This is a genomic window from Pseudoalteromonas sp. AOP31-A2-14, assembly GCF_052378035.1.
Lineage (GTDB): Bacteria > Pseudomonadota > Gammaproteobacteria > Enterobacterales > Alteromonadaceae > Pseudoalteromonas.
In genome coordinates, this window is record NZ_JBQSXI010000001.1 from 647,387 (window position 1) to 671,662 (window position 24,276).

The 24,276-nt window shown below is 40.3% G+C and carries 21 protein-coding genes and 1 tRNA gene; 17 read left to right on the forward strand and 5 right to left on the reverse strand.

What is annotated here, in order from left to right; translation table 11 throughout:
* The first annotated feature begins 166 nt into the window (after positions 1-166).
* The 5 genes from ACT3S9_RS03020 (at position 167) to ACT3S9_RS03040 (ending at position 5,685) form a co-directional block, all read left to right on the forward strand.
* Positions 167-1,264 (forward strand): PQQ-dependent sugar dehydrogenase, encoded by a 1,098-nt coding sequence (locus ACT3S9_RS03020; protein WP_441993051.1) that lies wholly within the window; start codon positions 167-169, stop codon positions 1,262-1,264.
* Between the two features lie 7 nt (positions 1,265-1,271).
* Positions 1,272-3,563, forward strand: coding sequence for a DNA topoisomerase IV subunit A (gene parC, locus ACT3S9_RS03025; protein ID WP_441833855.1), 2,292 nt, complete (start codon positions 1,272-1,274; stop codon positions 3,561-3,563).
* A gap of 203 nt (positions 3,564-3,766) precedes the next feature.
* Positions 3,767-4,480, forward strand: coding sequence for a 1-acylglycerol-3-phosphate O-acyltransferase (locus tag ACT3S9_RS03030; protein ID WP_441833856.1), 714 nt, complete (start codon positions 3,767-3,769; stop codon positions 4,478-4,480).
* Positions 4,480-4,815: a ribonuclease E inhibitor RraB gene (rraB, locus tag ACT3S9_RS03035; protein ID WP_441833857.1), complete on the forward strand. Its 336-nt coding sequence runs from the start codon at positions 4,480-4,482 to the stop codon at positions 4,813-4,815. The genes ACT3S9_RS03030 and rraB overlap by 1 nt, the downstream gene beginning before the upstream one ends.
* A 540-nt stretch (positions 4,816-5,355) precedes the next feature.
* The gene (locus ACT3S9_RS03040) at positions 5,356-5,685 is read left to right on the forward strand and encodes a hypothetical protein (RefSeq protein ID WP_441833858.1); all 330 of its coding nucleotides are present in this window, start codon (positions 5,356-5,358) and stop codon (positions 5,683-5,685) included.
* On the opposite strand, the gene ACT3S9_RS03045 is transcribed toward ACT3S9_RS03040, so the two are convergent.
* A complete protein-coding gene (locus tag ACT3S9_RS03045; RefSeq protein WP_441833859.1) occupies positions 5,645-5,974 on the reverse strand; it encodes a hypothetical protein in 330 nt (109 codons plus the stop codon). The two genes, ACT3S9_RS03040 and ACT3S9_RS03045, sit on opposite strands and share 41 nt — an antisense overlap.
* Positions 5,975-6,243: 269 nt before the next feature.
* Between ACT3S9_RS03045 and ACT3S9_RS03050 the strand changes: the two genes are divergently transcribed.
* Positions 6,244-7,545: an outer membrane protein transport protein gene (locus ACT3S9_RS03050; RefSeq protein ID WP_441993052.1), complete on the forward strand. Its 1,302-nt coding sequence runs from the start codon at positions 6,244-6,246 to the stop codon at positions 7,543-7,545.
* A 138-nt stretch (positions 7,546-7,683) separates the two neighbouring features.
* Here ACT3S9_RS03050 and ACT3S9_RS03055 read toward each other — a convergent pair whose 3' ends face one another.
* The 3 genes from ACT3S9_RS03055 to pepA form a co-directional block, all read right to left on the reverse strand.
* Complete coding sequence (locus tag ACT3S9_RS03055; protein WP_441994567.1) at positions 7,684-10,536, reverse strand: valine--tRNA ligase; 2,853 nt, start codon at positions 10,534-10,536, stop codon at positions 7,684-7,686.
* Between the two features lie 59 nt (positions 10,537-10,595).
* Positions 10,596-11,042, reverse strand: coding sequence for a DNA polymerase III subunit chi (locus ACT3S9_RS03060; protein WP_441835991.1), 447 nt, complete (start codon positions 11,040-11,042; stop codon positions 10,596-10,598).
* Between the two features lie 159 nt (positions 11,043-11,201).
* A complete protein-coding gene (gene pepA, locus ACT3S9_RS03065; protein ID WP_441835992.1) occupies positions 11,202-12,713 on the reverse strand; it encodes a leucyl aminopeptidase in 1,512 nt (503 codons plus the stop codon).
* 295 nt (positions 12,714-13,008) lie between these two features.
* On the opposite strand from pepA, the gene lptF reads away from it, so the two are divergent.
* Both lptF and lptG read left to right on the forward strand, forming a co-directional pair.
* Positions 13,009-14,121 carry an LPS export ABC transporter permease LptF gene (gene lptF, locus ACT3S9_RS03070; RefSeq protein WP_441835993.1) on the forward strand — a complete coding sequence of 371 codons (1,113 nt, stop codon included), beginning with the start codon at positions 13,009-13,011 and terminating at the stop codon, positions 14,119-14,121.
* Complete coding sequence (gene lptG / locus ACT3S9_RS03075; RefSeq protein ID WP_441835994.1) at positions 14,118-15,185, forward strand: LPS export ABC transporter permease LptG; 1,068 nt, start codon at positions 14,118-14,120, stop codon at positions 15,183-15,185. Before lptF ends, lptG begins: the two co-directional genes overlap by 4 nt.
* A 95-nt stretch (positions 15,186-15,280) precedes the next feature.
* Here the strand turns inward: lptG and ACT3S9_RS03080 are convergent, their stop codons facing one another.
* Positions 15,281-15,781, reverse strand: a complete 501-nt coding sequence (locus ACT3S9_RS03080) for an RDD family protein (protein ID WP_441835995.1) — start codon at positions 15,779-15,781, stop codon at positions 15,281-15,283.
* Positions 15,782-16,039: 258 nt separating this feature from the next.
* Here ACT3S9_RS03080 and ACT3S9_RS03085 point away from each other — a divergent pair.
* From ACT3S9_RS03085 to fba, 9 genes are all read left to right on the forward strand, one after another.
* A tRNA-Leu gene (locus ACT3S9_RS03085) sits at positions 16,040-16,124 on the forward strand.
* Positions 16,125-16,391: 267 nt separating this feature from the next.
* The gene (locus ACT3S9_RS03090; protein WP_441835996.1) at positions 16,392-17,051 is read left to right on the forward strand and encodes an NADPH-dependent FMN reductase; all 660 of its coding nucleotides are present in this window, start codon (positions 16,392-16,394) and stop codon (positions 17,049-17,051) included.
* Between the two features lie 448 nt (positions 17,052-17,499).
* The gene (locus ACT3S9_RS03095; RefSeq protein WP_441835997.1) at positions 17,500-18,495 is read left to right on the forward strand and encodes a fatty acid desaturase; all 996 of its coding nucleotides are present in this window, start codon (positions 17,500-17,502) and stop codon (positions 18,493-18,495) included.
* A 514-nt stretch (positions 18,496-19,009) separates the two neighbouring features.
* Positions 19,010-19,261 carry a TIGR03643 family protein gene (locus ACT3S9_RS03100; RefSeq protein WP_441835998.1) on the forward strand — a complete coding sequence of 84 codons (252 nt, stop codon included), beginning with the start codon at positions 19,010-19,012 and terminating at the stop codon, positions 19,259-19,261.
* Between the two features lie 107 nt (positions 19,262-19,368).
* Entirely contained in the window at positions 19,369-19,785 is a 417-nt protein-coding gene (locus tag ACT3S9_RS03105) for a GFA family protein (RefSeq protein ID WP_441835999.1), read from the forward strand.
* 300 nt (positions 19,786-20,085) lie between these two features.
* Positions 20,086-20,355 (forward strand): hypothetical protein, encoded by a 270-nt coding sequence (locus ACT3S9_RS03110; RefSeq protein ID WP_441992926.1) that lies wholly within the window; start codon positions 20,086-20,088, stop codon positions 20,353-20,355.
* 132 nt (positions 20,356-20,487) lie between these two features.
* A complete protein-coding gene (gene epd, locus ACT3S9_RS03115) occupies positions 20,488-21,504 on the forward strand; it encodes an erythrose-4-phosphate dehydrogenase (protein WP_441836311.1) in 1,017 nt (338 codons plus the stop codon).
* A gap of 47 nt (positions 21,505-21,551) precedes the next feature.
* A complete protein-coding gene (locus ACT3S9_RS03120; protein ID WP_441836310.1) occupies positions 21,552-22,727 on the forward strand; it encodes a phosphoglycerate kinase in 1,176 nt (391 codons plus the stop codon).
* A gap of 201 nt (positions 22,728-22,928) precedes the next feature.
* A complete protein-coding gene (gene fba / locus ACT3S9_RS03125) occupies positions 22,929-23,993 on the forward strand; it encodes a class II fructose-bisphosphate aldolase (RefSeq protein WP_441836309.1) in 1,065 nt (354 codons plus the stop codon).
* Positions 23,994-24,276 lie beyond the last annotated feature (283 nt).

Genomic DNA, 24,276 nt, shown 5'->3' on the forward strand with positions numbered 1-24,276 from the left:
CTTCTAAGAGGCGATTCACTCGCCTTTAAATGGAAGAAGTTTTAATCCTAAAAGGGTCATCAACCCCTACTAATAAGAGTAATAAAAATTTATAGAGCTCTTTAATAGAAATCCGGCAAAGCACCTTATGCTGCAAAGGAACATGGACTCAATAGGATAGAGACAGATGATTAAATTACTAAGCTCCTTTTTAATGCTGGGGTTGATAAGTACTCCAGTACTGGCTAAAGATATTTTAAGTAAATTAACAGTCAGTGATGGTTTTCAGGTCAGTTTATTTGCCAAAAATGTGGAAAATGCTCGGCAAATTGCGGTGTCTAAAAAAGGTATTGTGTATGTTGGCTCGCGTAAAGCCGGTAATGTTTATGCACTAATCGATCATAACAGTGACGGTGTTGCCGATAAAAAAATGGTGGTTGCCAGTGATTTAAACATGCCCTCAGGTATTGCCATAAAAGATGGCGACTTGTATGTTGCTGAGGTTGAACGTGTTATTCGCTTTAAAGATATAGATAAACATTTAAAAGCGCCAAAATTTGAAGTGGTTTATGATGCCTTACCAATTGAGCGCCACCATGGGTGGAAATTTATTCGTTTTTCGCCAACTGGCGAGTTAATTATTCCTGTTGGCGTGCCTTGTAATATTTGCGCTGAAGATGAACGTTTTGGTCGTATTTTTGCGCTTGATACCAATACCAAGCAGTTAAAGACGTTAGCAAAAGGTATTCGAAACTCTGTTGGCTTTGACTATCACCCAAGTACGCAAACGCTATGGTTTAGCGATAATGGTCGCGACATGATGGGTGATGACATGCCGCCGGATGAGCTAAACCGTTTAAGCCAGGAAGGCGAGCATTTTGGTTTTCCGTATGTACATGCTGGCGCAATTATTGACCCTGAGTTTGGTAAAGGCAAAAAAATAGCTGATTACAGTTCTCCGGCGTTAGCGCTTGGCGCGCATGTAGCGCCATTGGGTATCCATTTTTATCGTGGTAAACAGTTCCCAAGCAGTTACTCTGGGCAACTTTTTGTGGCTGAACATGGGTCGTGGAACCGCACTAAAAAAGCAGGATATAAAGTGGCTGTAGCCACAATTGAGCAAGGACGTGTGGTAAAATACACACCGTTTATAACGGGCTTTATGCAAAATGAAGAAACATTTGGTCGGCCAGTCGCTTTTGCTGAGATGGCTGATGGCAGTTTATTAGTCTCTGATGATTATGCCAATGTGATCTACCGTGTTAGCTATAAAAAAATTAGGTAGGCTTTAAATGAGTGATACAGATACCTTGCTAATGCAAGGAATTGAGCAACAAACAATGGGGCGTTTTACCGAAGACGCCTATTTGAACTATTCCATGTATGTGATCATGGACCGTGCATTACCCCATGTTGGTGATGGGCTTAAGCCCGTTCAGCGTCGTATTATTTATGCAATGAGCGAGCTGGGTTTATCGGCAGCGGCTAAGTATAAAAAATCAGCCCGTACCGTGGGTGATGTACTAGGTAAGTACCATCCACATGGTGACAGCGCTTGTTATGAAGCCATGGTATTAATGGCGCAACCATTCTCTTACCGTTATCCATTAGTTGATGGGCAAGGTAACTGGGGAGCTGCAGACGATCCTAAATCATTTGCTGCAATGCGTTACACTGAAGCGCGTTTATCTAAGTTTTCTGAAGTATTACTTAAAGAGCTTGGTCAGGGCACCGTTGATTGGACGCCAAACTTTGACGGCACGATGAATGAACCGCTAGTTTTACCTTCGCGGTTACCCCATATTTTACTCAATGGTGTGACAGGTATAGCGGTAGGTATGGCAACCGATATTCCACCACATAATGTGCGTGAAGTAGCCAGTGCTTGTTGCTTATTACTAGATAAGCCAAAAACAGAAATAGACGAGCTATTAGAGCTGGTACATGCACCTGATTACCCCACTGAAGCAGAAATAATTACTCCAAAAGCGGATATTCGTAAGATTTATCAAACCGGTCGTGGTTCGATAAAAATGCGTGCGATTTATACCGAAGAACAAGGTGATATTGTTATTACTGCGCTGCCACATCAATGTTCAGGCAGCAAAGTACTAGAACAAATTGCCGCGCAAATGAATGCTAAAAAATTACCAATGGTGGCTGATTTACGTGATGAGTCAGATCACGAAAACCCAACTCGAATAGTGATTATACCGCGTTCAAACCGTATTAAAGCTGAGCCACTTATGGCGCACTTATTTGCCACGACAGATCTTGAAAAAAACTACCGTGTTAATTTAAACATGTTAGGGCTAGATGGTCGCCCGCAAGTAAAAGACTTACGTAGCATTTTAGTTGAATGGCTCACTTTTCGTCGTGAAACCGTACGCCGTCGGCTGCAATACCGTTTAGATAAAGTCTTAGCGCGGTTACATATTTTAGAAGGTTTATTAGCCGCCTTTTTAAATATTGACGAAGTGATAGAGATCATTCGTACTGAAGATAAGCCAAAGCCAGTGCTAATAGAACGCTTTGCTATATCTGATCTACAAGCTGAGGCGATATTAGAGTTAAAACTTCGTCATTTAGCGAAGTTAGAAGAGTTTAAAATTCGTGGTGAGCAAGATGAACTGGCTAAAGAGCGTGATAAGTTAGAAAAAACGTTGGGTTCAGACCGTCGTATGTCGACATTACTGAAAAAAGAAATTCAAGAAGCCGCTGAACTTTATGGTGATGACCGTCGCTCTCCTGTGGTTGAACGTATAGAAGCCAAAGCTCTGAGTGAAAAGGATTTAATTCCATCAGAGTCTGTAACTGTGGTGCTTTCTGAGAAAGGCTGGGCACGTGTAGGTAAAGGTCATGATCTTGACGCACAAAGCTTAAGCTATAAATCGGGTGATGAATTTAAAGCCTCAGCTCGAGGAAAAAGTAATCAGCCTGCTGTGTTCTTAGACTCAGCAGGGCGCGCTTTTGCCACTGATGCGCATAGTTTACCATCGGCTCGAAGCCAAGGTGAGCCCATGACTGGGCGCTTTAATTTAACCTCTGGTGCTAACTTTGAGCATGTGGTGATGGCCGAAGATAATCAAGTATTGTTAATGGCCTCTGATGCCGGTTATGGCTTTATTACTGACTTTAAAGATTTAGTCAGTAAAAATAAAAATGGTAAAACACTGGTAAGTGTCCCTAAAGGCGGCGAGTTATTAACACCTATTAGAGTAAGTGATGTGGCAAGCGATTATTGCATGGCGATTTCTAACGAAGGGCGCATGTTACTGTTTCCACTACGTGATTTACCTAAATTGAGTAAAGGTAAAGGCAATAAGATTATCTCTATTCCTGGCGCTAAAGTGTTGGCTCGTGAAGAGTTTGTCAAAGTGCTTGCTGTAGTGCCACAAGGTAGCAGCGTTACTTTGCATGCAGGTAAGCGCAAACTAACCTTAAAACCAAGTGATTTAGAACACTATCATGGTGAACGTGGTCGCCGGGGTAATAAACTACCCCGTGGTTTACAACGAGTCGATGAAGCTGAGGTTGAGTTTACACTTGTTGATGATGAAATTGAGCAAAGCGATATTGAATAAATTTGCTTCGCAATAACGATGACTGACAACGAAACAGACCTGCATTTGCAGGTCTTTTTTATTTATATCAATTAAAAATAAAACTGCTAATTATCTGAAATATATTGGAAATGATATTTTAAGCGTACAAGTGTGCGCTTAACTCTCGTGATGCGCTTTAAATAACGCTATAATACGCACTGTGTTTGTTGAGGAGAATTTTGTTGTTAGCTTTTTTTCGTATTATAATCATGGCATTATTTATTATTTTAAGTTGTATAGTGGGACTTATACTATGCTTGGCCAAGCCTTTTCATAGTAATAATGTGCATATTGTTTCAGGTTGGTTTGGACAAATGGCACGCTTATTAGGGGTTAAACTTGAACTAAGTTATGCACAAGGATCTGAAAATAATGGGCCCGCTGTTTATGTGGCCAACCACCAAAACAACTATGATATTTTTACACTACCTGCCATGGTGCCTAAAAACTGCGTTAGCTTAGGTAAAAAAAGTCTAAAATGGATCCCATTTTTTGGTCAGCTATATTGGTTGTCGGGAAATATTTTGATTGACCGTAAAAATAGCTCCAAAGCGGCGGGAACAATTTCAAAATCAGCGAATAAAATTAAGCAAAAAGGTTTGTCGGTATGGATGTTTCCTGAAGGTACTCGCAGCTATGGTCGAGGATTATTACCTTTTAAAACAGGGGCTTTTCGTACAGCTTTAAATGCCAGTGTGCCTATTGTGCCTGTTTGTATGAGCACGACACATAAAACCATAAAGCTAAATCGCTGGGACAATGGTACAATTTACCTTGAAATGTTAGCGCCAATAAATTTAGATAAACAACAGAGTGCTCGCGAACATGCGACTCGCGTTCATCAGATAATGGCTGCTAAAATAACAGAATTAGATGCTCAAGTGAGAAACAAATAATGGAAAATTGGCGCGAAATTAGTGAAGACATTGTCACCTCATTGCTTGAAGATGGCTCAGATCCTGAAATACTTTATGAGGTTGAGCATCACTTTGTATGTGAAGACTTTGCTAAACTAGAGCAAGCAGCATTAGCTGCTTTTAAATTAGGTTATGATGTTGAAGAGCCCGCTGAGCTTGAATTAGAAGACGGTGAGAAAGTATGGAGCTTTGATATTGTAGTTGAAGCTGAGCTCAATGTTGAAGTTATAATGGAAGACGTTGATAAGCTTGAGGCTTTAGCAAAGCAATGTGATGTTGAATATGACGGCTGGGGCACTTACTTTCAAGAATAAGTGACCAATGGCTTGAAGGTAGAGTTAGCGAGTTAGACTGCGCAAATATTGACATATTTTGAGTGATTTCAATCTTCAAAACTCGCTAACTCGCGCTATTTTATAAATAGCCAATTTGATTTTAAGTAGTAACGAGGTCGTATTTGGGTTGATCGTTGATAATAAAAGTCATCATTTCAAAAAACCGTAAAACAATTTATGCTTATTACTTTACCCATTTCTGAACTTCAGCCAAGATAAAGATTAAAACTCGCGGTTTAGTGCGTGATAAATTTATTATTCAGTGATTAATATCTGAAGGGGCAGAGGTGCTGTTAATTGATTTTACTCAAAGAGATATTGCGGTACCTAGAAAGTATCAACCCACAACCCATCAAAAGTAGCTGCTCTAAAACCAACCCCTAAAGCATCGCAAAAAAGAAAACTAAAAAAGAGAGCAATGTTGAGCAAGAATTTGCAAAAGCCAGTGTTAACTTTGATCAGCACACACGTAAGTTACAGTCACTTTATAGCGATTTAACCTTGGGCTTAAAGATTAATGTGTCGTTACTCGATGATATTGCGAGGGATATAGTTGCATCGGTGTTTCGTAACCATAAGAGATATGATCTAATTACTGTGTTTGCTAAATACCTGGGCTATAAAGCACAAACAGTGCACGAGCTGGCTATGGGCGCATTATTACACGACTTATGCCAGCCTAAGCTACCGCTAGATATTTTTTATAACGTGAAATACAACCATTATATTACTGCAAAGGATGTGGATTTAAGTGAAGGTAACAATGAACTTAAAATCATTGCCAGCATTAAATCCCTTGATCACCAAATTAATTTGGCTCGTTTGTTGAAAGAGCACTTGCTGATTTAGTGGATGACTTATCACAGCGACGTTTAGCAGATTGCCTAGCTGATAATAATGCACCACTAAAGCAGCTTGCCATTAACACCAACCATAATATACTCCCTTTTTCTGAATGAAGCGCAGCAGAGCATAATAGTAATGCAATTAATGCGCTTAGTATCGCACCTAACCAGTAATGATTTACAGGGTTGTCGCATTGACCTGCTTGCGTACAGGCGCAGTAGTTTGCTTTACAAAAACAAAACACACTGGCACCACAAAAAATGAGTGCAGCTAAAATAAATCCAATAATAATCATAATAACTCTTGAAAAGCTGCGATAGCGTGAGTTTAAAATGAGTAACCATCACTGTCAATCTAAATGATAATTAATTACAATTTGATTTTTGCTTTTGCTTGTCGGATGAGTTTTAAAAAACTGTTACCTAGCTGTTAAAAAATGGGTTTTTTACGGTTTTTTAACTAAAGTTTACAGTTTTTTGATTTGTTTTAAGGTACTGTACGAAAGTTTTTAATTATCAAAATAACACACAACCAAATTAAATTTGGATAAGGAAACAACAGATGAAACTCACTAAAACACTTATTGCAGCATCACTTGCTGTTATGTCGGCTGATAGCTTTGCTGCCGCTTTCCAACTTGCAGAGCATAGTGCATCAGGTTTAGGCCGTGCTTATGCTGGTGAAGCAGCTGTAGCTGATGATGCGTCAGTTATTGCACGTAATCCTGCGCTTATGTCGTTATTCAAAGACAAGCAAATTTCTGTAGCGGGTATTGCTGTAATTCCAGATGTGAGTCTTGAAGGCGAAAGTGCGGCTTATGGTTTAGATGAAAGTGTACTTGATGATGATAGCATTGCGCCAAGTGCCTTTATTCCTGCAGGTTACTTCACTATGCCAGTGAATGAAAAAGTATCATTTGGTTTTGGTGCATTTTCTAACTTTGGCCTTGCCACTGAGTTTAACGATGATTACGCAGCTGGCCAAATTGCTGGTGAAACTGAAATTGTTACTGTAAACATGAACGCAAGTGTTGCTTATAAAGTATCTGAGCAGTTCAGTTTTGGTATTGGTTTAAATGCAATTTATGCAGAAGCGAAGATTATTCGTAAGTTTGGCGTAGTACCTCCTGTAAACCCTGCTATTGCATCTATTCCTGCAAGTGCTGATGCTGTTCACCTTGAAGGTGATGACATGGGTTACGGCTTAAACGTTGGTTTAATGTACCAATTAGATGAAAATAGCCGCTTTGGTTTTAATTACCGTACAGAAACAGATATTACTTTTGAAGGTGAGTACTCGAATGAACTACCTTCATTTATTCCTGGTGGGTTAAACGGTCAAGTTGAATTACCTGGCTCAGTTGAAATTACACTACCAGCAATTGCTGAGTTCTCAGGTTCTCACCAGTTAGATGAAAAGCTAGGCGTTCACTACAGCGTATTATGGACAGGTTGGAGCAGCTTTGACTCATTAGAAGCACAAGTTACTGCACCTACAGGTGGCAAGTTCAGTGCGTTTGAAAAAACAGAAGATTTCTCTGATGCAATGCGTTACTCAATCGGTACTGATTACCAGTACAGTGAAAATTTAATGCTTCGTGCTGGTTTTGCGTTTGATGAATCACCAGTATCACAACAGCATTTATCAATTTCTATCCCTGATACAGACCGTTTTTGGTTCTCGTTTGGTGGTAACTATGCGATTGATCAAAACTCAAACGTTGATTTAGGTGTGAGCGTATTACGTGGTAAAACACAAAACTTTACTGAAAAAGTAGAAAGTGAAACGCTACCACAGCAATGGTCTTTTGAATCAAAAGGTCATGCAGTATTATTAGGTGCTCAGTACAACTACACATTCTAATTCTGCCTAGAGCCTAGAGCCTAGAGCCTAGAGCCTAGACACAAAAAAGCCGCTTACAGCAAAATGAAGTAAGCGGCTTTTTTTTATACTTATAAATTAACTGTTTACGAATGGCGTAAGCCATCCGTAACAGCTTAATTATAAGCTTTCTATTTTAACTTTTTGCTCTAATAGTTTAGCTTTGGCATCGCTAAACTCAGCAAGTTTATCATTCTCTTTAGCGAGTACGGCTTCAGGTGCATTGTTAACAAACTTTTCGTTAGCAAGTTTGTTTTGTACTTGTGCCAGGCCTTTCTCTGCCTTTTCAAGTTGTTTAGCTATACGAGCAAGCTCAGCTTCAACATCAATAAGGCCTGCCATTGGGATCATGATCTCAAGGTTGCCAACGTATGACGTTGCACAAGCAGGAGCGTCGTCTTTATTATCAAGCAAAGTAAATTCTTCAATTTTAGCAAGTGAGGCTAAGAATGCTTCGTTTTCTTTAATACGACGCACGTCATCGCTTGATGCGTTAGCTAACAAGACTGATAAAGGTTTGCTTGGGCTGATATCCATTTCACCACGAATATTACGAATCGCGATAATAAACTGTTTAACCCACTCTAAATCGTCCATCGCTTTTGCGTCAACGCTTGCTGCATTATAAACAGGGAATGCTTGTACCATGATACTGGTATTTGCAGTTTCAATGCCTGCAAGTGGCGCAACGCGCTGCCAAATCGTTTCAGTGATGTATGGCATCATTGGGTGCATCAAACGCAGTAAGCTCTCAAGTACAGTTATTAGCGTATGACGTGTACCACGTTGCTGTGCTTCATTGCCTTTGAATAAAATAGGCTTAGTTAGCTCTAAGTACCAATCGCAGAACTGGTTCCAAGTAAATTCATAAAGCGTGTTAGCTGCTAAATCAAAACGGTAGTTATCTAAGTGCTCAGTGTAGGTTTTAACTGTTGACTCAAATTGCCCTAAAACCCAACGATCAGCAAGTGAGTACTGTTTTTCGGCTTCGTTAAAGCCGCAGTCTTGTTCTTCAGTATTCATAAGTACGTAACGGCTGGCGTTCCATAACTTATTACAGAAGTTACGGTAACCTTCAAGGCGATTCATATCCCAGTTGATGTCACGACCGGTTGACGCCATTGCTGCTAAAGTAAAACGTAATGCATCAGTACCGTGGGCTTCAATGCCATTATCAAACGTTTTACGGGTGTCTTTTTCAATTTTTTTAGCGACCTTTGCTTGCATTAAGTTACTGGTACGCTTGGTTACTAAGCTTTCAAGGCCGATACCGTCAATCATATCGATAGGGTCGAGTACATTACCTTTTGATTTAGACATTTTATCGCCATTTTCATCGCGAATAAGCCCCGTTACATAGACGGTTTTAAACGGTACTTGTGGCTTGCCGTCATCATCTTTAATGAAGTGCATGGTCATCATGATCATACGCGCCACCCAGAAGAATATAATATCAAAACCTGTTACCAACACGTCAGATGGATGGAAGGTTTTTAAGTCTTCAGTATTGGCTGGCCAACCTTGGGTTGAGAAGGTCCAAAGTGCAGATGAGAACCAAGTGTCAAGTACGTCTTCGTCTTGGCTAAGTGCAACATCGTCGGCGATATTATTTTCACGGCGTACTTCGGCCTCATCACGGCCAACAAATACATTGCCTTCGTTGTCATACCAAGCTGGAATACGATGCCCCCACCAAAGCTGACGCGAAATACACCAATCTTGTACGTCGTTCATCCATGAAAAGTACATGTTTTCGTATTGCTGTGGCACAAATTGAATATCGCCATTTTTAACAGCGTCTTTTGCAGGCTCGGCCAGCGGTGCAACACGTACATACCATTGATCAGTTAGTAGTGGTTCAATGACTACGCCAGAACGATCGCCGTAAGGAACGGTTAGGCCGTGATCTTCAATTTTTTCAAGTAGGTCAAGCTCTTCAAATTCAGCCACAATCGCTTTACGCGCAGCAAAACGGTCAAGGTTATGCAGGCGCTCAGGTATTGGCGCATCAAATTTAAGCTCTTTACCATCAAAGGTGAAGGTTTCACCTTGACTTAATATGGCCGCATCTTTATTAAAGATGTTGATCATCGGCATTTGATGACGTTTACCTACTTCGTTATCGTTAAAATCATGTGCAGGTGTGATTTTTACGCAACCTGTGCCTTTGTCTTTATCGGCATGTTCATCAGCGACAATTTTAATACGGCGATTAACAATCGGCAGTAAAATATCTTTACCAATTAAGTCTTCATAGCGTTCATCATCTGGATTTACTGCAACACCTGAATCACCTAGCATAGTTTCTGGGCGGGTGGTGGCTACAACAATATAGTCTTTACCATCTTGCGTTTTAACACCATCAGCTAACGGGTAACGTAAGTGCCACATATGGCCTTGTCTGTCTTTGTTTTCAACTTCAAGGTCTGAAATTGCAGTGTGTAGTTTTGGATCCCAGTTTACGAGGCGTTTGCCACGGTAGATTAAGTTTTCTTTGTGAAGGCGAACAAATACTTCTTTAACGGCGTCAGATAAACCATCGTCCATGGTAAAGCGTTCACGCTCCCAATCAACCGACGCACCAAGGCGACGAAGTTGTTTAGTAATAGTTCCGCCAGAGTGGTTTTTCCAGTCCCAAATCTTATCGATGAAGGCATCACGGCCCAAGTCATGGCGTGTTTTACCTTCTTCGGCAGCCAGTTTGCGCTCAACCAACATTTGCGTAGCAATACCCGCATGATCAGTACCTACTTGCCATAATGTGTTGTTGCCTTGCATACGTTTAAAACGCGTTAAGGTATCCATAATGGTATCTTGGAAGGCGTGGCCCATGTGTAAGCTACCGGTGACATTTGGCGGTGGAATCATAATTGAATATGCGTCGCCTTTGCCTGAAGGTTTAAAGTAGCCTTTTTCTTCCCAGTCTTGATAAAGCGATTGTTCGATATCTTGCGGATTGTAGGTTTTATCCATTACACAGAACCTTAAATAAATACTTAAATGAATTAGTGAGCTATTTCCCTTTGGGTATTTTAGCTATTAATATCTTTGGTGGTGATATTGGCACCTAGTTGGCGCAGCTTTTTAAAACGCTCACGGGCGGCTTGCTTAGCTGTGGCTTCAACGGGCACAAAATCAAAAACTTGGTTAAACCGACGAATAAAATCCGGAAGGTGTGCGGCCAAATTTATTAAAACTTTACGATTGCCAACCGGTGGGGTGGTGCCTATTTCAACGGGCGCACCACCTTTTGGGCCTTCACCTTGTAGGTTGTGAGGCACAAAACTGTCGGGGTTGAATGACCAAATCGTTTCATCAATAGCATGAGCAATATCGGTGTTATCAACAAAAATAAAAACACGCTGACCCTGGCGATACTGTTCACTTGCAATTTGTGTAGCTAAGCGAACGTGGTCATCAGCTTTTGCTAGCGACTTATCTTGTTGCTTAAGAACAAAAAATTGGGCGTTGATGCTCATTGTATTGGGGCTTCCCATTGCATTGAATATGAAACTAATTAGTACTCATAAATTAGAGCAGCGATTTTGCCACAGAACGGGGTGTGCTTCAATTAATACGCTCATTAAAGCGCTAATAATAAAGGCGCCAAGAGGCGCCTTTATTCAGGTTCTTAGCCGTTAGTCTTGGCTTGTTTCGCTTATTCCAGCCCGATTAAGTAGGTACTGGGTTAACATTGGAACCGGCCGGCCAGTTGCGCCTTTATTTTTACCACTGCGCCATGCTGTGCCTGCAATATCTAAATGCGCCCAGTTGTATTTTTTAGTGAACTTAGACAAGAAACACGCAGCGGTAATCGTCCCTGCAGAACGACCTCCTAAATTGGTGAAGTCTGCAAATGGGCTTTCAAGTTGATCCTGATAATCATCCCAAAGTGGTAATTGCCAAGCGCGATCACCACTTTGCTCAGACGCTTTTAATAAGTCGTGGGCAAGTGGATTATGGTTTGACAACAGGCCAGTTGCATGAGCACCTAAAGCAACAATACAAGCACCGGTTAAGGTAGCAACATCAACCACAGTTTCAGGCTCAAAACGCTCAACATAGGTTAGCGCATCACATAATACTAAACGGCCTTCGGCGTCGGTATTGAGCACTTCAACGGTTTGTCCTGACATGGTGGTTAAAATATCACCCGGACGATATGCATTTGAACTTGGCATATTTTCACAGCCTGCTAAAACACCAATAACGTTGATAGGTAATTGCATTTGCACTAGCGCACGCATTGCACCAATAACGCCAGCCGCACCGCCCATGTCGTATTTCATTTCGTCCATGGCTTCGCCAGGTTTTAAAGAAATCCCACCAGAGTCGAAGGTTAAGCCTTTACCAACCAGCACTATAGGGGCTTGATCTTTCGTAGCACCTTGGTAATTAATAACTGACATAACTGATTCGTTATCGCTACCACGGCCCACAGCTAAGTATGAATTCATACCTAACTCAGCCATTTTTTCTTCACCAATTAGGTCAACTGTTACGTTGGCAAATTGAGTGGCAAGTTCTTGTGCTTGTTCACCTAGAAAAACTGGATTACAGATATTTGGTGGCATGTTCGCCACGTCTTTGCATAATTTGCTACCGGCAGCAATTGCAAGACCATGCTCAACAGCACTTTCACCAATGGTAAGTTCACGGCGTGTAGGTACATTAAACACAATTTTACGAAGCGGACGACGCGGATCGCTCTTTTTACTTTTTAATTGATTAAAGGTGTATAAGCAGTCTTGTGTTGTTTCAACAGCTTGGCGTACTTTCCAGTAGGTGTCGCGGCTTTTAACATGTTGCTCGGTTAAAAAGCATACCGCTTCCATTGACCCTGTTTCATTAAGGGTATCAATGGTTTTTGAGATAATTTGCTTATATTGCTTGTCGTCTAGTTCACGCTCTTTACCACAACCAACTAATAGTACGCGTTCGCTCAGTACGTTAGGTACATGATGCAATAGTAATACCTGCCCTGGTTTACCTTCTAGGTCGCCACGGCGTAATAAATTTGAGATATAACCATCGCTAATCTTATCTAGTTGTTCACCAATGGGGGATAAACGACGTGGCTCATAAACGCCAACTACAATACATGCGCTACGTTGCTTTTCGGGACTACCACTTTTTACGCTAAATTCCATTGTCACTCCTGATTTTGAGTCATATAACCTATTTAATAGGGGTAAGAAATTCGACTTTCGAAGCCTTTCTTACATTTTAGTTTATTAACTCTAATATTAGCCTATAAAGACAGGCTTATTATGTCTTTTTGAACTTTATACTTTTGTAGCCATCAATACCACTAAAGCAACATTATATCCTGCTGCTAGGTATGATATTTAATGTCGATGACATATAATAAAACGACTAAAACGTTAAGTTTACTTAAAATTTCCTACAATTGCAGTAAAACACTATGTTTAACAGGGGCGAGCATTGCTAATTTTCCGTTATTTGACCACTGAAGTATTAAAATCGCAGGTCGCCGTATTTATTACTTTGATGACTATTTTTGTGTCACAGAAGTTTGTTGTTATTTTAAGTGACGCCTCCGATGGCGGTGTTCCTGCCCAGTTAGTGTTGTCGATGATCGCACTAAAACTGCCGCAGTTAGCTTCTTTAATTTTACCTTTGAGTATATTTTTAGGGATCATCCTTGCCTACAGCCGCATTTATGCTGACAGTGAAATGACGGTTCTTAAAGCGTGTGGGGTGAGCGAATGGTATGTTGTACGTGTGACGTTAATATCCAGTGTTGTCTTGGCTATTTTTGCCGGTGTATTGACCCTATATGTTGCACCTTGGGCTAGCGAGCAAGAGTACCAGCTAAAAGAAAAAGCTAAAGCTGATGCTGGGCTATCTGCACTTAGAGCGGGGCGGTTTCAGCAAACAGGTAACGAAAAAGCCGTGGTGTTTATTCATAATATTGAAAATGGCGGAAAAGAATTACATAAAGTATTTGTAGCACAACTTCCTGATAGCGAAAAAGATAACCTTGCGCGTTTAGTTTATGCAGAGCGCGGTGTGATGGTTGAACAAGAAAGTGGCGAGCAACAACTTATTTTAAGTGATGGCAAGCGGTATGAAACTGACGGCTTAACGCCCAAACTTAACTTAACTGAGTTCGACGGCTACAGTGTGCAAATTCAAGACAAAGAAATAGAGCACCAACGGCGAAAGCTTGAAGCTGTGCCAACAGCTGATTTATTCTCGATGAAAACCCCAGAAGCAATTGCCCAGTGGCAGTGGCGCATTGCTATTCCGTTATCTATTCCATTACTGACATTATTAGCCGTGCCACTAAGTGTGGTTAATCCACGTCAAGGTAAGTTTGCTAAACTAGTGCCTGCGATTAGCTTGTATTTAGGGTACTTTATTTTATTAAATACAGCTAAATTTGCGGTTGAAGGCGGAAAAATCCCGCCTTCCATAGGGTTATGGTGGATTCATTTAAGTGCATTATTTATTGGTGGTTTATTGATTATTAAAGGCCGACCTTTAGGCGTTTGGCTAAAAGCGGTGATCACAAAGCGGGAGTTAAGCGCATGATGAAAACGCTTGATTGGTATTTAGGCCGCAGCATAATTCAAACCACGGGTTTTGCATTAATGGTATTGGTTGGCATAAGTACCCTTATTAAATTTATAGAGCAGTTAAACTCTGTCGGCCGAGGGAGTTATGATATTACCACTGCTTTGCTGTACACCGTATACAGTATGCCGGGCGATTTAGTGGTGTTTTTCCCGATGGCCGCATTAATTGGTGGCTTAACAGGGCTCGGCGCATTGGCTTCTAATAGTGAACTGGTAGTGATGCAGGCGGCGGGTATGTCACGCTTGCAAATTATTATTTCAGTAATGAAAACCGCAATATTTATGGCTATTTGTATGATGGCGCTTGGCGAGTGGGGAGCACCAGAGGCGCAACTCAAAGCCAAGGAGATGCGTAATCACGCGATACACGGTAGTGATGTATTTAATGCTCAACAAGGCGTATGGGCTAAAGATGGCAATAACTTCATAAATATAGAAGATGTAGATCAAAGTGGTAACCTACATGGTGTACATTTATATCATTTTGATAAATCATTGCAACTCACACAAATTACTAAAGCCAATGAAGCGATTCATCAAGATAGGGGCTGGCAACTACGCGACGTTAATAAGGTGATTATTAACGAGCAAGAAATTACCACTGAGCAACAAAAAGAATTATTTTACCCATCACAATTAACCGCCGAAAAGCTCGGTGTAGTGTCGGTTAAGCCAGAGTCACTGTCGTTCACTGGACTTTGGTCATACCTTGGTTATTTAAAGCAAAATGAACAAAATACCAGTACCTATGAACTCGCATTATGGCGAAAAATAATGCAGCCTGTGTCAATTGCGGTAATGTTATTAGTGGCTCTGTCGTTTATATTTGGGCCACTTAGAACCGTGACTATGGGCGCACGTATTGTGATGGGGGTCGTGACAGGAATTGCTTTTCATTTAACCAATGAAATATTTGGCCCTGTGGTTATGGTGTATCAAATACCGGCCATTATTGGTGCTGTATTACCAAGTCTGATTTTTATTGGCTTTGCGACGTACTTACTGAACAAGCGTATTTAAGTATTAGCGCGAGGTAATTGTCGGGATTCGTTGATTAACCCGGTGATGATTTAATCCGCGCGCAATTTACGCTACTTGTTGTTAAAAGTGCTTAATTAATTAAGTGATTGATAAATGCGTTTGTTTTCTTCTTTGCTTAAGGCAACGACTTCCGTTTTAGCAATGTAATCTTGTAGTGCCTGTTTATTCTTTAAATCTACTAATACAAGTAAGTTACCTAAACCAAGTAAAGAGCCAAGCGAGCGAATAACCGCTTGTGGCCAGCTTATTAAATTACCTTCAAGGGTTTGTACTTTTAAGCGCCATGCTCTCATACCAATAGTTTGGCCACTTTTAGTCCAAAAATAAGCAAAAAACAACACGCTAACAACCACTAGTAGAGCGCTGCGAACACCGTACAATATTGGTGAGTTTTGAATTAGTGCAGAGACATCTTCAGCGCCATTTAAACTCATTAAATCGGCAGAAATAAAACCTTGTATAGCCACCAAAAAAAGCACCGTAGTTAACATTGCAAAGGCAATAACCACTAAAAAATCGTAAACTAAAGATGCAAAACGGCGCCAAAAACCAGCCCGTGGAAATTCATCAGACATAAACAAACTCACAAAGTTAATATGCGTGCTAGTTTAGCAAATAAGGTAACAAATGCTAGCTCTGGTAAGTGACGCCATATCAGAGAATGTTAATCGTTGCTTAATTGTTAAGCGGTTGAGAGTGATTTAGTAAAAAACGCTTGCTGGTGACCTCATTGTTTGTATAATACTTTTCATAGAGACAAAAGCATAAATAAGCGTTTGCTCTAAAGTGGTTTTTCTTTATCTTCTCGTGTTAGAAGGTTAAAGAAAAATGATGCCAGCGTGATGAAATTGGTATACATGGGGGATTCAAAATCCCCTGCCGAAAGGCGTGCCGGTTCGAGTCCGGCCGCTGGTACCACTTCTTATAACCTCAGCTAGTTTTAGCTGAGGTTTTTTTATGCCCGATATTTGTGTATGCGAGAACCCGAGCGCTATTCAAAGTAACGCGATTGATTGTTCGAAGCGAGTTAATGAATGGGTCATGTCTTAAAGTTTAAAAGTTAAACCTAACGCAATAAAGTTAACCCCGAAAATTAAACCTACTAATTCCTACAATTGATTGAATCAATAAATTAACTCTTATATGGTTAGTTTATAATCGAAATTAAATAAAGGGAATCTAACAATGAAAATTCTCGTTTTTTTGGGGACTGTTCGTGATAGCACTCCTCCTAAACCAGCACGACTTGGTGAGCGTGTAGCAAAAGCCAGCATTGAGTGCTTTACAAATCGCTATAGTGAGCATGAGGTGGAGGTTATTGATGCACTTGAATACCCGCTTGAACATGTTTTTAAACCACAGTTTTCCTACCTTGAAGGTAAGGCTCCTGCGGCACTTAATGAGCTGGCCGCTAAAATAAAATCCGCAGATGCTTTTGTAATGATAAGCCCTGAATATAATCATTCAATGAGCCCCGCATTAGCGCATTTATTAAACCACTTTGGTAGCTCACTATTTGCTTATAAACCTAGTGCAATTGTTACCTATTCAGCAGGACAATGGGGGGGGATGCGTGCCGCTGTTGGTATGCGAACATTTTTAGCTGAGCTAGGTTGCTTACCCGTTTCTGCTATGATTCATATACCAAAAGCGCAAGATATATTTTTAGAAGATGGGGCACTACAAGCAGGTGAAGAGCAAAGCGCTTGGTTTGATTATTTTTCTCGAACCTTTAATCAACTAATTTGGTGGGCGAAAGCGGCAAAAGAGCAGCGTTCACTAGTTGATCCTCATAATATGGTTGGTGACTTTAAAACGACACCGTCTGAGCGAAATGCTCCTTAGTTTTTAGTTATAAAAATATGAGGGGTTCAATAGATAAACAAGCGGATGTGAAAATAAAAAAATATTCAGTGCACTGGGGCTAATTATCCGTAGTGGCGTAGTGATATCGCTGCTATTTCATTATATTTATGATAAGCACATTTCTCTAGCTACTTTAGACAGGCAATATTTTCATTGATCACACTTGGACCCGCATGTGCATTAGGCTATATACCAGGTAAATTTTTATAGCGCTTACCTAAAGCATTGGCTGATACTATCAAATTAGATATATGTAATTCTAAAAGTTAACTGGATAACAGATGGATAGGGCATAAAGGCCAAGGTTGATGATTTAATAGTGTACCTATAAGTTGCCGGTGAATAATGGCGTAGGTTTTCAAATTATTTTGGCGTGGGTAGAAGATTCGGGTATTATTACACTAAATTTGATTATCAGTTGCTACTCATGAATACGTTAAGTGCTAAAGAAAATATTCAAGCCATTGTTAAGGCAATTAAAGATGAAGAGGCTAAGCTTCGCCAAAAGCATCCGTTATTAGCCCATCAGAACACTCTTGGAATGGCTATTTTATTGTTATCTCTCGCTGCCTTGATTGGAGTTGGTGCACTCTATTATCTTGCTATCATCCCTGCGTGGTTATGTATTGTGTTAGCCGCAATAGCGACTTCTATCTCCCATGAACTTGAACACGACCTTATCCATAAACAGTACTTTAGTAATCAGCCCTTTATACACAATTTTATGATGTTGACTGTATGGTTAATGCGACCTAATACAATCAGTCCCTGGTATCGCCGTAAAATGCATTTGCATCATCACAAGGTGTCAGGTACTGCACAAGACTTAGAAGAACGTCTGGTAGGTAATGGCATTAAAAACCCATTATTACGCACTTTAGTGATTGTTGATGGTTTGCTCGGTTTGTTAGTGAACTCTAAACGCTTTAGTAAAGAAATTAAAAACTTTAGTTTTTTTAAAGTGTTTAACGCGGGTTTTCCGGTAACCACTGCGTATTTTGCAATTTTATATAGTGTGATTGTGTTCCATTTAACTAACTTATTTTTGCCACTTGAAGCTAACTCACCCGCGCTAGTATTAGGTATTATGGCTGTATTTGAATTTTTAATGGTCGTGTTGATTGTGCCTAATATAGTGCGCTCAAGTTCACTTAACTTTGTTACTTCAAGCATGCATTATTATGGTGGCGTTAATAATATGCTTGAACAAACTCATGTCTTAACTAGCCGCTTATTTGCACCGTTTAATTTATTTTGTTTTAACTTTGGTCATACCCATACAATTCACCATTTTGTACCAAATCAGCCATTTTATTTGCGTCAAATGCTAAGTAAAAAAATCCTTCTGGTTATGAAACAACATGGTGTTCGCTTTAATGACTTTGCTAGTATAAAGCAAGCAAATCGCTATCAAGCGTTGTAATATCAACCTTCAAATTATTAATTTGACCTTTTAAGCTAAGTTGAGGTTTTATAATTGCTGCCTACTTTAACGATTAGGAAGCAATTATGATGAGCCTCAACCAAGTAACGCTTCCTGTCATTGACATTGAACAAACTAATAACCTTTACATCACCTTATGCTTTACGCAAGTCATTAACCCCCTCGCTATGCTCGTTTTAATATGCTAATAAAGCTACGCTTTCATTGATACTCGCTGACATTGTATTTATTAACGGTGCCATCATATATTTCGAAAATGATAATTTAAAAGAATGGATTGAGTTACTAAAAACGAAAGGCATTCAATTTAATACTTAAACGGTTGAACAGCGTCATTTATGGCGAGAAGAAAATTTGACTGACTCAGCTGGAAATAAAATCAAGCTATATTGGGTGATAATCGATTAAATCCACCGTGGGAAGTAAATATAAGCTAAGAAATGTCATGACCCAAATGAACAACCATTGCGTATAAGCGTATTTTGGATGAGTTATGCAGTTTAATAGTAGTGATACATCAAGAATTATCGAAATGGCGTGGGAAGATCGCACGCCTTTTGAAGCCATAGAGTATTTGTATGGATTAAATCATACTGAGTTGGTTAACTTTATGCGTAATAACGTCTCCCCAGGTTCATTTAAAGTGTGGCGTAAGCGCCATAATGGGCGTTCCACTAAACATTTAAAATTACGTAACCCAGCCATTACGCGCAGCCATTGTAAAACACAGTATAAACATCGCTAGAGACGAGAAATTAAATTCGCAACAAAGAGTGCTGGGTATAAGGGGGTGTTTAAAGTAAAGTGGCCAATTATGACGTAACATAGCTAAAGCTTTACTTAGGAAGCATTATGGAAATTACCGGACGTTGTCATTGTGGCGAAGTAACTTATAAAGCAAAGGTTGATGCGACCAAAGTAATAAACTGCCATTGCACAGATTGCCAAGAAATGTCGAGTGGCCCATTTCGTACAGTGGTCATGTCGCAGCCTAATGCAGTTACTTTTACTGCAACTACACCAAAAGAGTATATAAAAGTTGCTGAAAGTGGCAACAAGCGAGCGCAGGGGGTTTGTGGTAATTGCGGTACGTCTTTATATGCAACATCTGTGGGCGCGGGCGATAAAGTATACGGCTTGAGATTAGGCGCTGTTCAAGAACGTGAACAACTTATTCCTAAAGCACAAATTTGGTGTCGTTCAAGCCCCTTTTGGTTAAAAGAGTTAAATACTATTACGGAGTTTGATAAGACCCCGCCAAATAACTAATAAGTTCTTGAAGGTAAATACCAATTTTGCTGTCTTGTGTGTAAGGTGATTATATGGAGGTAGCAAATGTGTGGTTCCGTTAAAACAAGTCGTAGTGTTGGAAAGTCTCAGTTAAGTTTTGACAATGAATTAATGAGCAGCTGTTAAACGTTTTGTAACTAAAGCTAATTTGGCACAAATGAGGTGCGCAGAGCGTGAGGCGGTTAATAAAAATGACAGCGAAACAAAAATGCTTAAGCAGTTTTGCTTATTTTGCTAGTTAAAACGTTTTTAGCAGGATTTTATTTTACAGGTTTATATATGCAACGTAGTTTTATACCTTCATTAGTGGGGGTCGCTGTGAGTTTAGTGATAGTGTGGTTTTTACATGGTTTTTTATTGGCTGATAGCTGCCTAGATAATGGTGGCGCTTTTGATTACAGTACCAACTTATGTGTGGGGACTAATGGTGACGTTATTGCGCAGCCTCTAAATAATACTATGATTGTGCTTTATTGTGTTGTCATAATGGTGACTTCGTTATTGGTAACCAACGTAATTCGTAAGGCGTTATGTAAGTTCCAAAATTAATCTCCCTAACTTAGGTTAATTTTAAGTTTCTGCTGTTAAGCTCTTATAAAAACCTGCAAGGTCGATTACAATACAGCCATCTAAAAAGGCTGTGGCCTTTTGTGCAAGCAAATAGAGTGGATTTTCTTTCTCATGGCAATCAAACTTGCAATCAATGGTTTTGGTCGAATCGGACGAAATATAGTACGTGCGCTGTACGAAACCGGGCTTGATGAACAAATAAAAATTGTAGCAATCAACGAATTAGCAGCACCAGAGGGCATTGCCCATCTCCTTAAATACGATACCTCTCATGGGCGTTTTAGCTTCCCTGTCACTTTAGGGGAAGATGATATAACTGTCGCCAACGATACGATTGCATTGTTTGCAGAGCAAAATCCCGCTGAATTACCTTGGCATACCTTAGGCGTTGATGTGGTTCTAGAGTGCTCTGGGGTTTATCACTCACGCGAGCATGCAAACTTACATTTAAACGCTGGGGCAAAAAAGGTGTTGTTTTCTCAGCCTGCTGATGCGGATGTCGATGCCACGATTGTGTATGGTATTAATGATGACGAATTAATTGCTGAGCATACGATTGTCTCTAATGGGTCGTGTACTACTAACTGTATTGTGCCGGTAATCAAAGTGCTGGATGATGCCTTTTCAATTGAATCTGGGGCGATTACGACTATCCATGCCTCGATGCACGATCAACAAGTAATTGACGCTTATCATCATGATTTACGCCGTACTCGCGCAGCGAGTCAGTCAATTATTCCAGTTGATACCAAACTTGCCCGAGGTATTGAGCGTATTTTACCTAAGTTTCATGGTCGCTTTGAAGCGATTGCGGTGCGAGTGCCCACTATCAATGTAACTGCAATGGATTTAAGCGTAACCGTTAATTCAGACGTTGATTTAAAAGCGGTAAATAAGGCTTTAAAAGCCGCCGCAAAAGATCGTCTCGAAGGTATTTTAAGTTATACCGAAGAACCATTAGTTTCAGTTGATTTTAATCATGACCCACATTCTTGTATCATAGACGGCACACAAACTCGAGTTAGTCATAAACGGCTGATAAAGTTACTGGTGTGGTGTGACAACGAATGGGGATTTGCTAATCGTATGCTCGATACTGCCCGTACAATGGTAGCAGTAAGTAAATAATTAATATTTATAAAAATAATTCAGTATTGTTAACTAAGGAGAAGTCCATGTCGGTCATCAAGATGGCAGATTTAGATTTAAACGGCAAACGCGTATTAATTCGTGAAGATTTAAATGTGCCTGTTAAAGCAGGTAAAGTGACCTCAGATGCACGTATTCGCGCAGCGTTACCAAGCATTAAACTAGCCCTTGAGAAAGGCGCTAAAGTAATGGTTATGTCACATCTTGGCCGCCCTACAGAAGGGGAATATGATGAAGTATTTTCATTAGCTCCCGTAGTTGATTATTTAAATGAGGCGCTTGAGCAAAACGTACGTCTTGAAAAAAATTACTTAGATGGCGTTGAGATTACCGATAACGAAGTGGTTGTTTTTGAAAACGTGCGTTTTAATAACGGCGAGAGTAAAAATGACGAAGCGCTTTCTAAAAAGCTAGCTGCACTTTGTGACGTGTATGTGATGGATGCATTTGGTACCGCTCACCGCGCGCAGGCTTCAACTCACGGTGTCGGTTTATTTTCAGATGTGGCGTGTGCAGGCCCATTATTAGCAGCAGAGCTTGAAGCGTTGGGTAAAGCGCTTGATAATCCAGCTCGTCCATTAGTGGCGATTGTTGGTGGCTCTAAAGTATCGACTAAATTAACAGTACTCGATTCGCTTTCAACAGTTGTTGATCAACTTGTTACCGGTGGCGGTATTGCCAATACCTTTATTGCCGCAGCGGGTCACCCTGTAGGTAAGTCATTATTTGAAGCTGGCTTGATAGATGAAGCAAATAAACTCAGCGCAGCTGCAAAAAGTAATAACGGCGAAATCCCAGTTCCTACTGATGTAGTTGTTGGTAATGAGTTTTCAGAGTCAGCTGTAGCAACGCTTAAAGATGTTAGTGAAGTAACAGATGAAGATATGATTTTTGATATCGGTCCTGATACTGCCAATCAATTAGCAAAAATTATTGCTAATGCAGGTACTATAGTATGGAATGGTCCGGTTGGTGTATTTGAATTTGACCAGTTTGGTAATGGCACTCGTGCTATTGCACAAGCAATTGCAAATTCAAAAGCGTTTTCAATCGCAGGTGGTGGTGATACCCTAGCGGCGATTGATAAGTATGACATTAGCGATAAAATTTCGTATATTTCAACTGGTGGTGGTGCTTTCCTTGAGTTTTTAGAAGGCAAGAAACTACCAGCAGTTGCTATGCTTGAAGAGCGCGCTAAGTAATTTGCGCGCGATAACGTGGTGGTAAAACATCACGTTAAACACCATTAATAAAATACCTCTCACCCTTATTTTATTAATGGTTTAACGGTTAAGGCTGGTAATTACTAGTTGTTACCGTGATGCCTAAGTGCATTGACCTTAACAAATCCGTTCAAACTAGATGGTAGAAAACTGCTATCGATACAATTTGGAGAATCCCCAATGGCTTTAATCAGTATGCGACAACTTCTTGATCATGCAGCTGAAAATGGTTATGGCGTACCTGCTTTTAACGTAAATAACCAAGAGCAAATGCGCGCAATTATGGAAGCGGCTGATAAAACTAATAGCCCTGTAATTGTTCAAGGTTCAGCTGGAGCTCGAGCTTATGCCGGCGCCCCATTTATTCGTCACATGATTTTAGCTGCTGTAGAAGAGTGGCCACATATTCCTGTTGTTATGCATCAAGATCATGGTACCTCACCGGGTGTTTGCCAACGTTCAATTCAATTAGGTTTTTCATCAGTAATGATGGATGGCTCATTAATGACCGACGGTAAAACCCCATCAAAGTACGACTACAATGTAGATGTAACCCGTCAAACTGTTGAAATGGCACATTCGTGTGGTGTATCAGTTGAAGGCGAGCTGGGCGTATTAGGATCGCTTGAAACGGGCGAAGCTGGCGAAGAAGATGGTGTTGGCGCTGAAGGTAAACTAACTGCAGAACAAATGCTTACCAATCCTGAAGAAGCGGCTGATTTTGTGCGTAAAACTCATGTTGATGCATTAGCAATCGCATGTGGTACATCACACGGTGCTTATAAATTTACTCGCCCGCCTACAGATGATATTTTAGCGATTGACCGTATTAAAGCGATTCATGCACGTATTCCTGATACTCATTTAGTAATGCATGGTTCATCGTCAGTGCCACAAGAATGGTTAGAGATCATTAATCAATATGGTGGCGAAATTCCTGAAACTTACGGTGTACCGGTTGACCAAATTGTTGAGGGTATTAAGTTTGGTGTCCGTAAAGTGAATATAGATACTGACTTACGCTTAGCATCAACAGGGGCTATTCGTCGTCATTTAGCGCAAAATCCAGCTAACTTTGACCCGCGTAAATATTTAGCAGAAGCGACCAAGGCGATGTCTGAAATTTGTATTGCTCGTTATGAAGCTTTTGGCACTGCGGGGCAAGCAAACAAGATTAAGCCCATTTCACTTGATGAAATGCACTTGAAATATCTATCAGGTGAGCTTGATCCTAAGATCAAATAGCTAAACAAATTTAATTTAGTTAACTCTAAGTTCAAGTTATTTAAAAGCCAGCACTTTTTAAGTTGCTGGCTTTTTTGATCTGAGATCAAAGTTATACCAAGTGAGTTATTCAAGATCATTATTTTACTAAGTAAGTGATTTAAAGATCAGATTTATACTAACGATCTTAGCTAAGCCGCTGATGATTGTTTTAAAAGTAAACGATGAAAATTTTAGCTGAACAAAAGATCAAGGGTTTAGCAACAGCAGTGGGTATAAATATGATCCTAAAATTGATCTGGTT

Excerpts from the sequence above, each read along its gene's own strand:
- pepA (WP_441835992.1), bottom strand. The coding sequence starts at position 12,713 with ATGGAATTTAGCGTAAAAAGTGGTAGTCCCGAAAAGCAACGTAGCGCA.
- ACT3S9_RS03020 (WP_441993051.1), top strand. The coding sequence starts at position 167 with ATGATTAAATTACTAAGCTCCTTTTTAATGCTGGGGTTGATAAGTACT.
- ACT3S9_RS03105 (WP_441835999.1), top strand. The coding sequence starts at position 19,369 with ATGGAAATTACCGGACGTTGTCATTGTGGCGAAGTAACTTATAAAGCA.
- lptG (WP_441835994.1), top strand. The coding sequence starts at position 14,118 with ATGATGAAAACGCTTGATTGGTATTTAGGCCGCAGCATAATTCAAACC.
- epd (WP_441836311.1), top strand. The coding sequence starts at position 20,488 with ATGGCAATCAAACTTGCAATCAATGGTTTTGGTCGAATCGGACGAAAT.
- ACT3S9_RS03110 (WP_441992926.1), top strand. The coding sequence starts at position 20,086 with ATGCAACGTAGTTTTATACCTTCATTAGTGGGGGTCGCTGTGAGTTTA.
- ACT3S9_RS03060 (WP_441835991.1), bottom strand. The coding sequence starts at position 11,042 with ATGAGCATCAACGCCCAATTTTTTGTTCTTAAGCAACAAGATAAGTCG.
- rraB (WP_441833857.1), top strand. The coding sequence starts at position 4,480 with ATGGAAAATTGGCGCGAAATTAGTGAAGACATTGTCACCTCATTGCTT.
- ACT3S9_RS03055 (WP_441994567.1), bottom strand. The coding sequence starts at position 10,536 with ATGGATAAAACCTACAATCCGCAAGATATCGAACAATCGCTTTATCAA.
- parC (WP_441833855.1), top strand. The coding sequence starts at position 1,272 with ATGAGTGATACAGATACCTTGCTAATGCAAGGAATTGAGCAACAAACA.
- ACT3S9_RS03090 (WP_441835996.1), top strand. The coding sequence starts at position 16,392 with ATGAAAATTCTCGTTTTTTTGGGGACTGTTCGTGATAGCACTCCTCCT.
- ACT3S9_RS03100 (WP_441835998.1), top strand. The coding sequence starts at position 19,010 with ATGCAGTTTAATAGTAGTGATACATCAAGAATTATCGAAATGGCGTGG.
- ACT3S9_RS03080 (WP_441835995.1), bottom strand. The coding sequence starts at position 15,781 with ATGTCTGATGAATTTCCACGGGCTGGTTTTTGGCGCCGTTTTGCATCT.
- ACT3S9_RS03050 (WP_441993052.1), top strand. The coding sequence starts at position 6,244 with ATGAAACTCACTAAAACACTTATTGCAGCATCACTTGCTGTTATGTCG.
- ACT3S9_RS03120 (WP_441836310.1), top strand. The coding sequence starts at position 21,552 with ATGTCGGTCATCAAGATGGCAGATTTAGATTTAAACGGCAAACGCGTA.
- fba (WP_441836309.1), top strand. The coding sequence starts at position 22,929 with ATGGCTTTAATCAGTATGCGACAACTTCTTGATCATGCAGCTGAAAAT.
- ACT3S9_RS03095 (WP_441835997.1), top strand. The coding sequence starts at position 17,500 with ATGAATACGTTAAGTGCTAAAGAAAATATTCAAGCCATTGTTAAGGCA.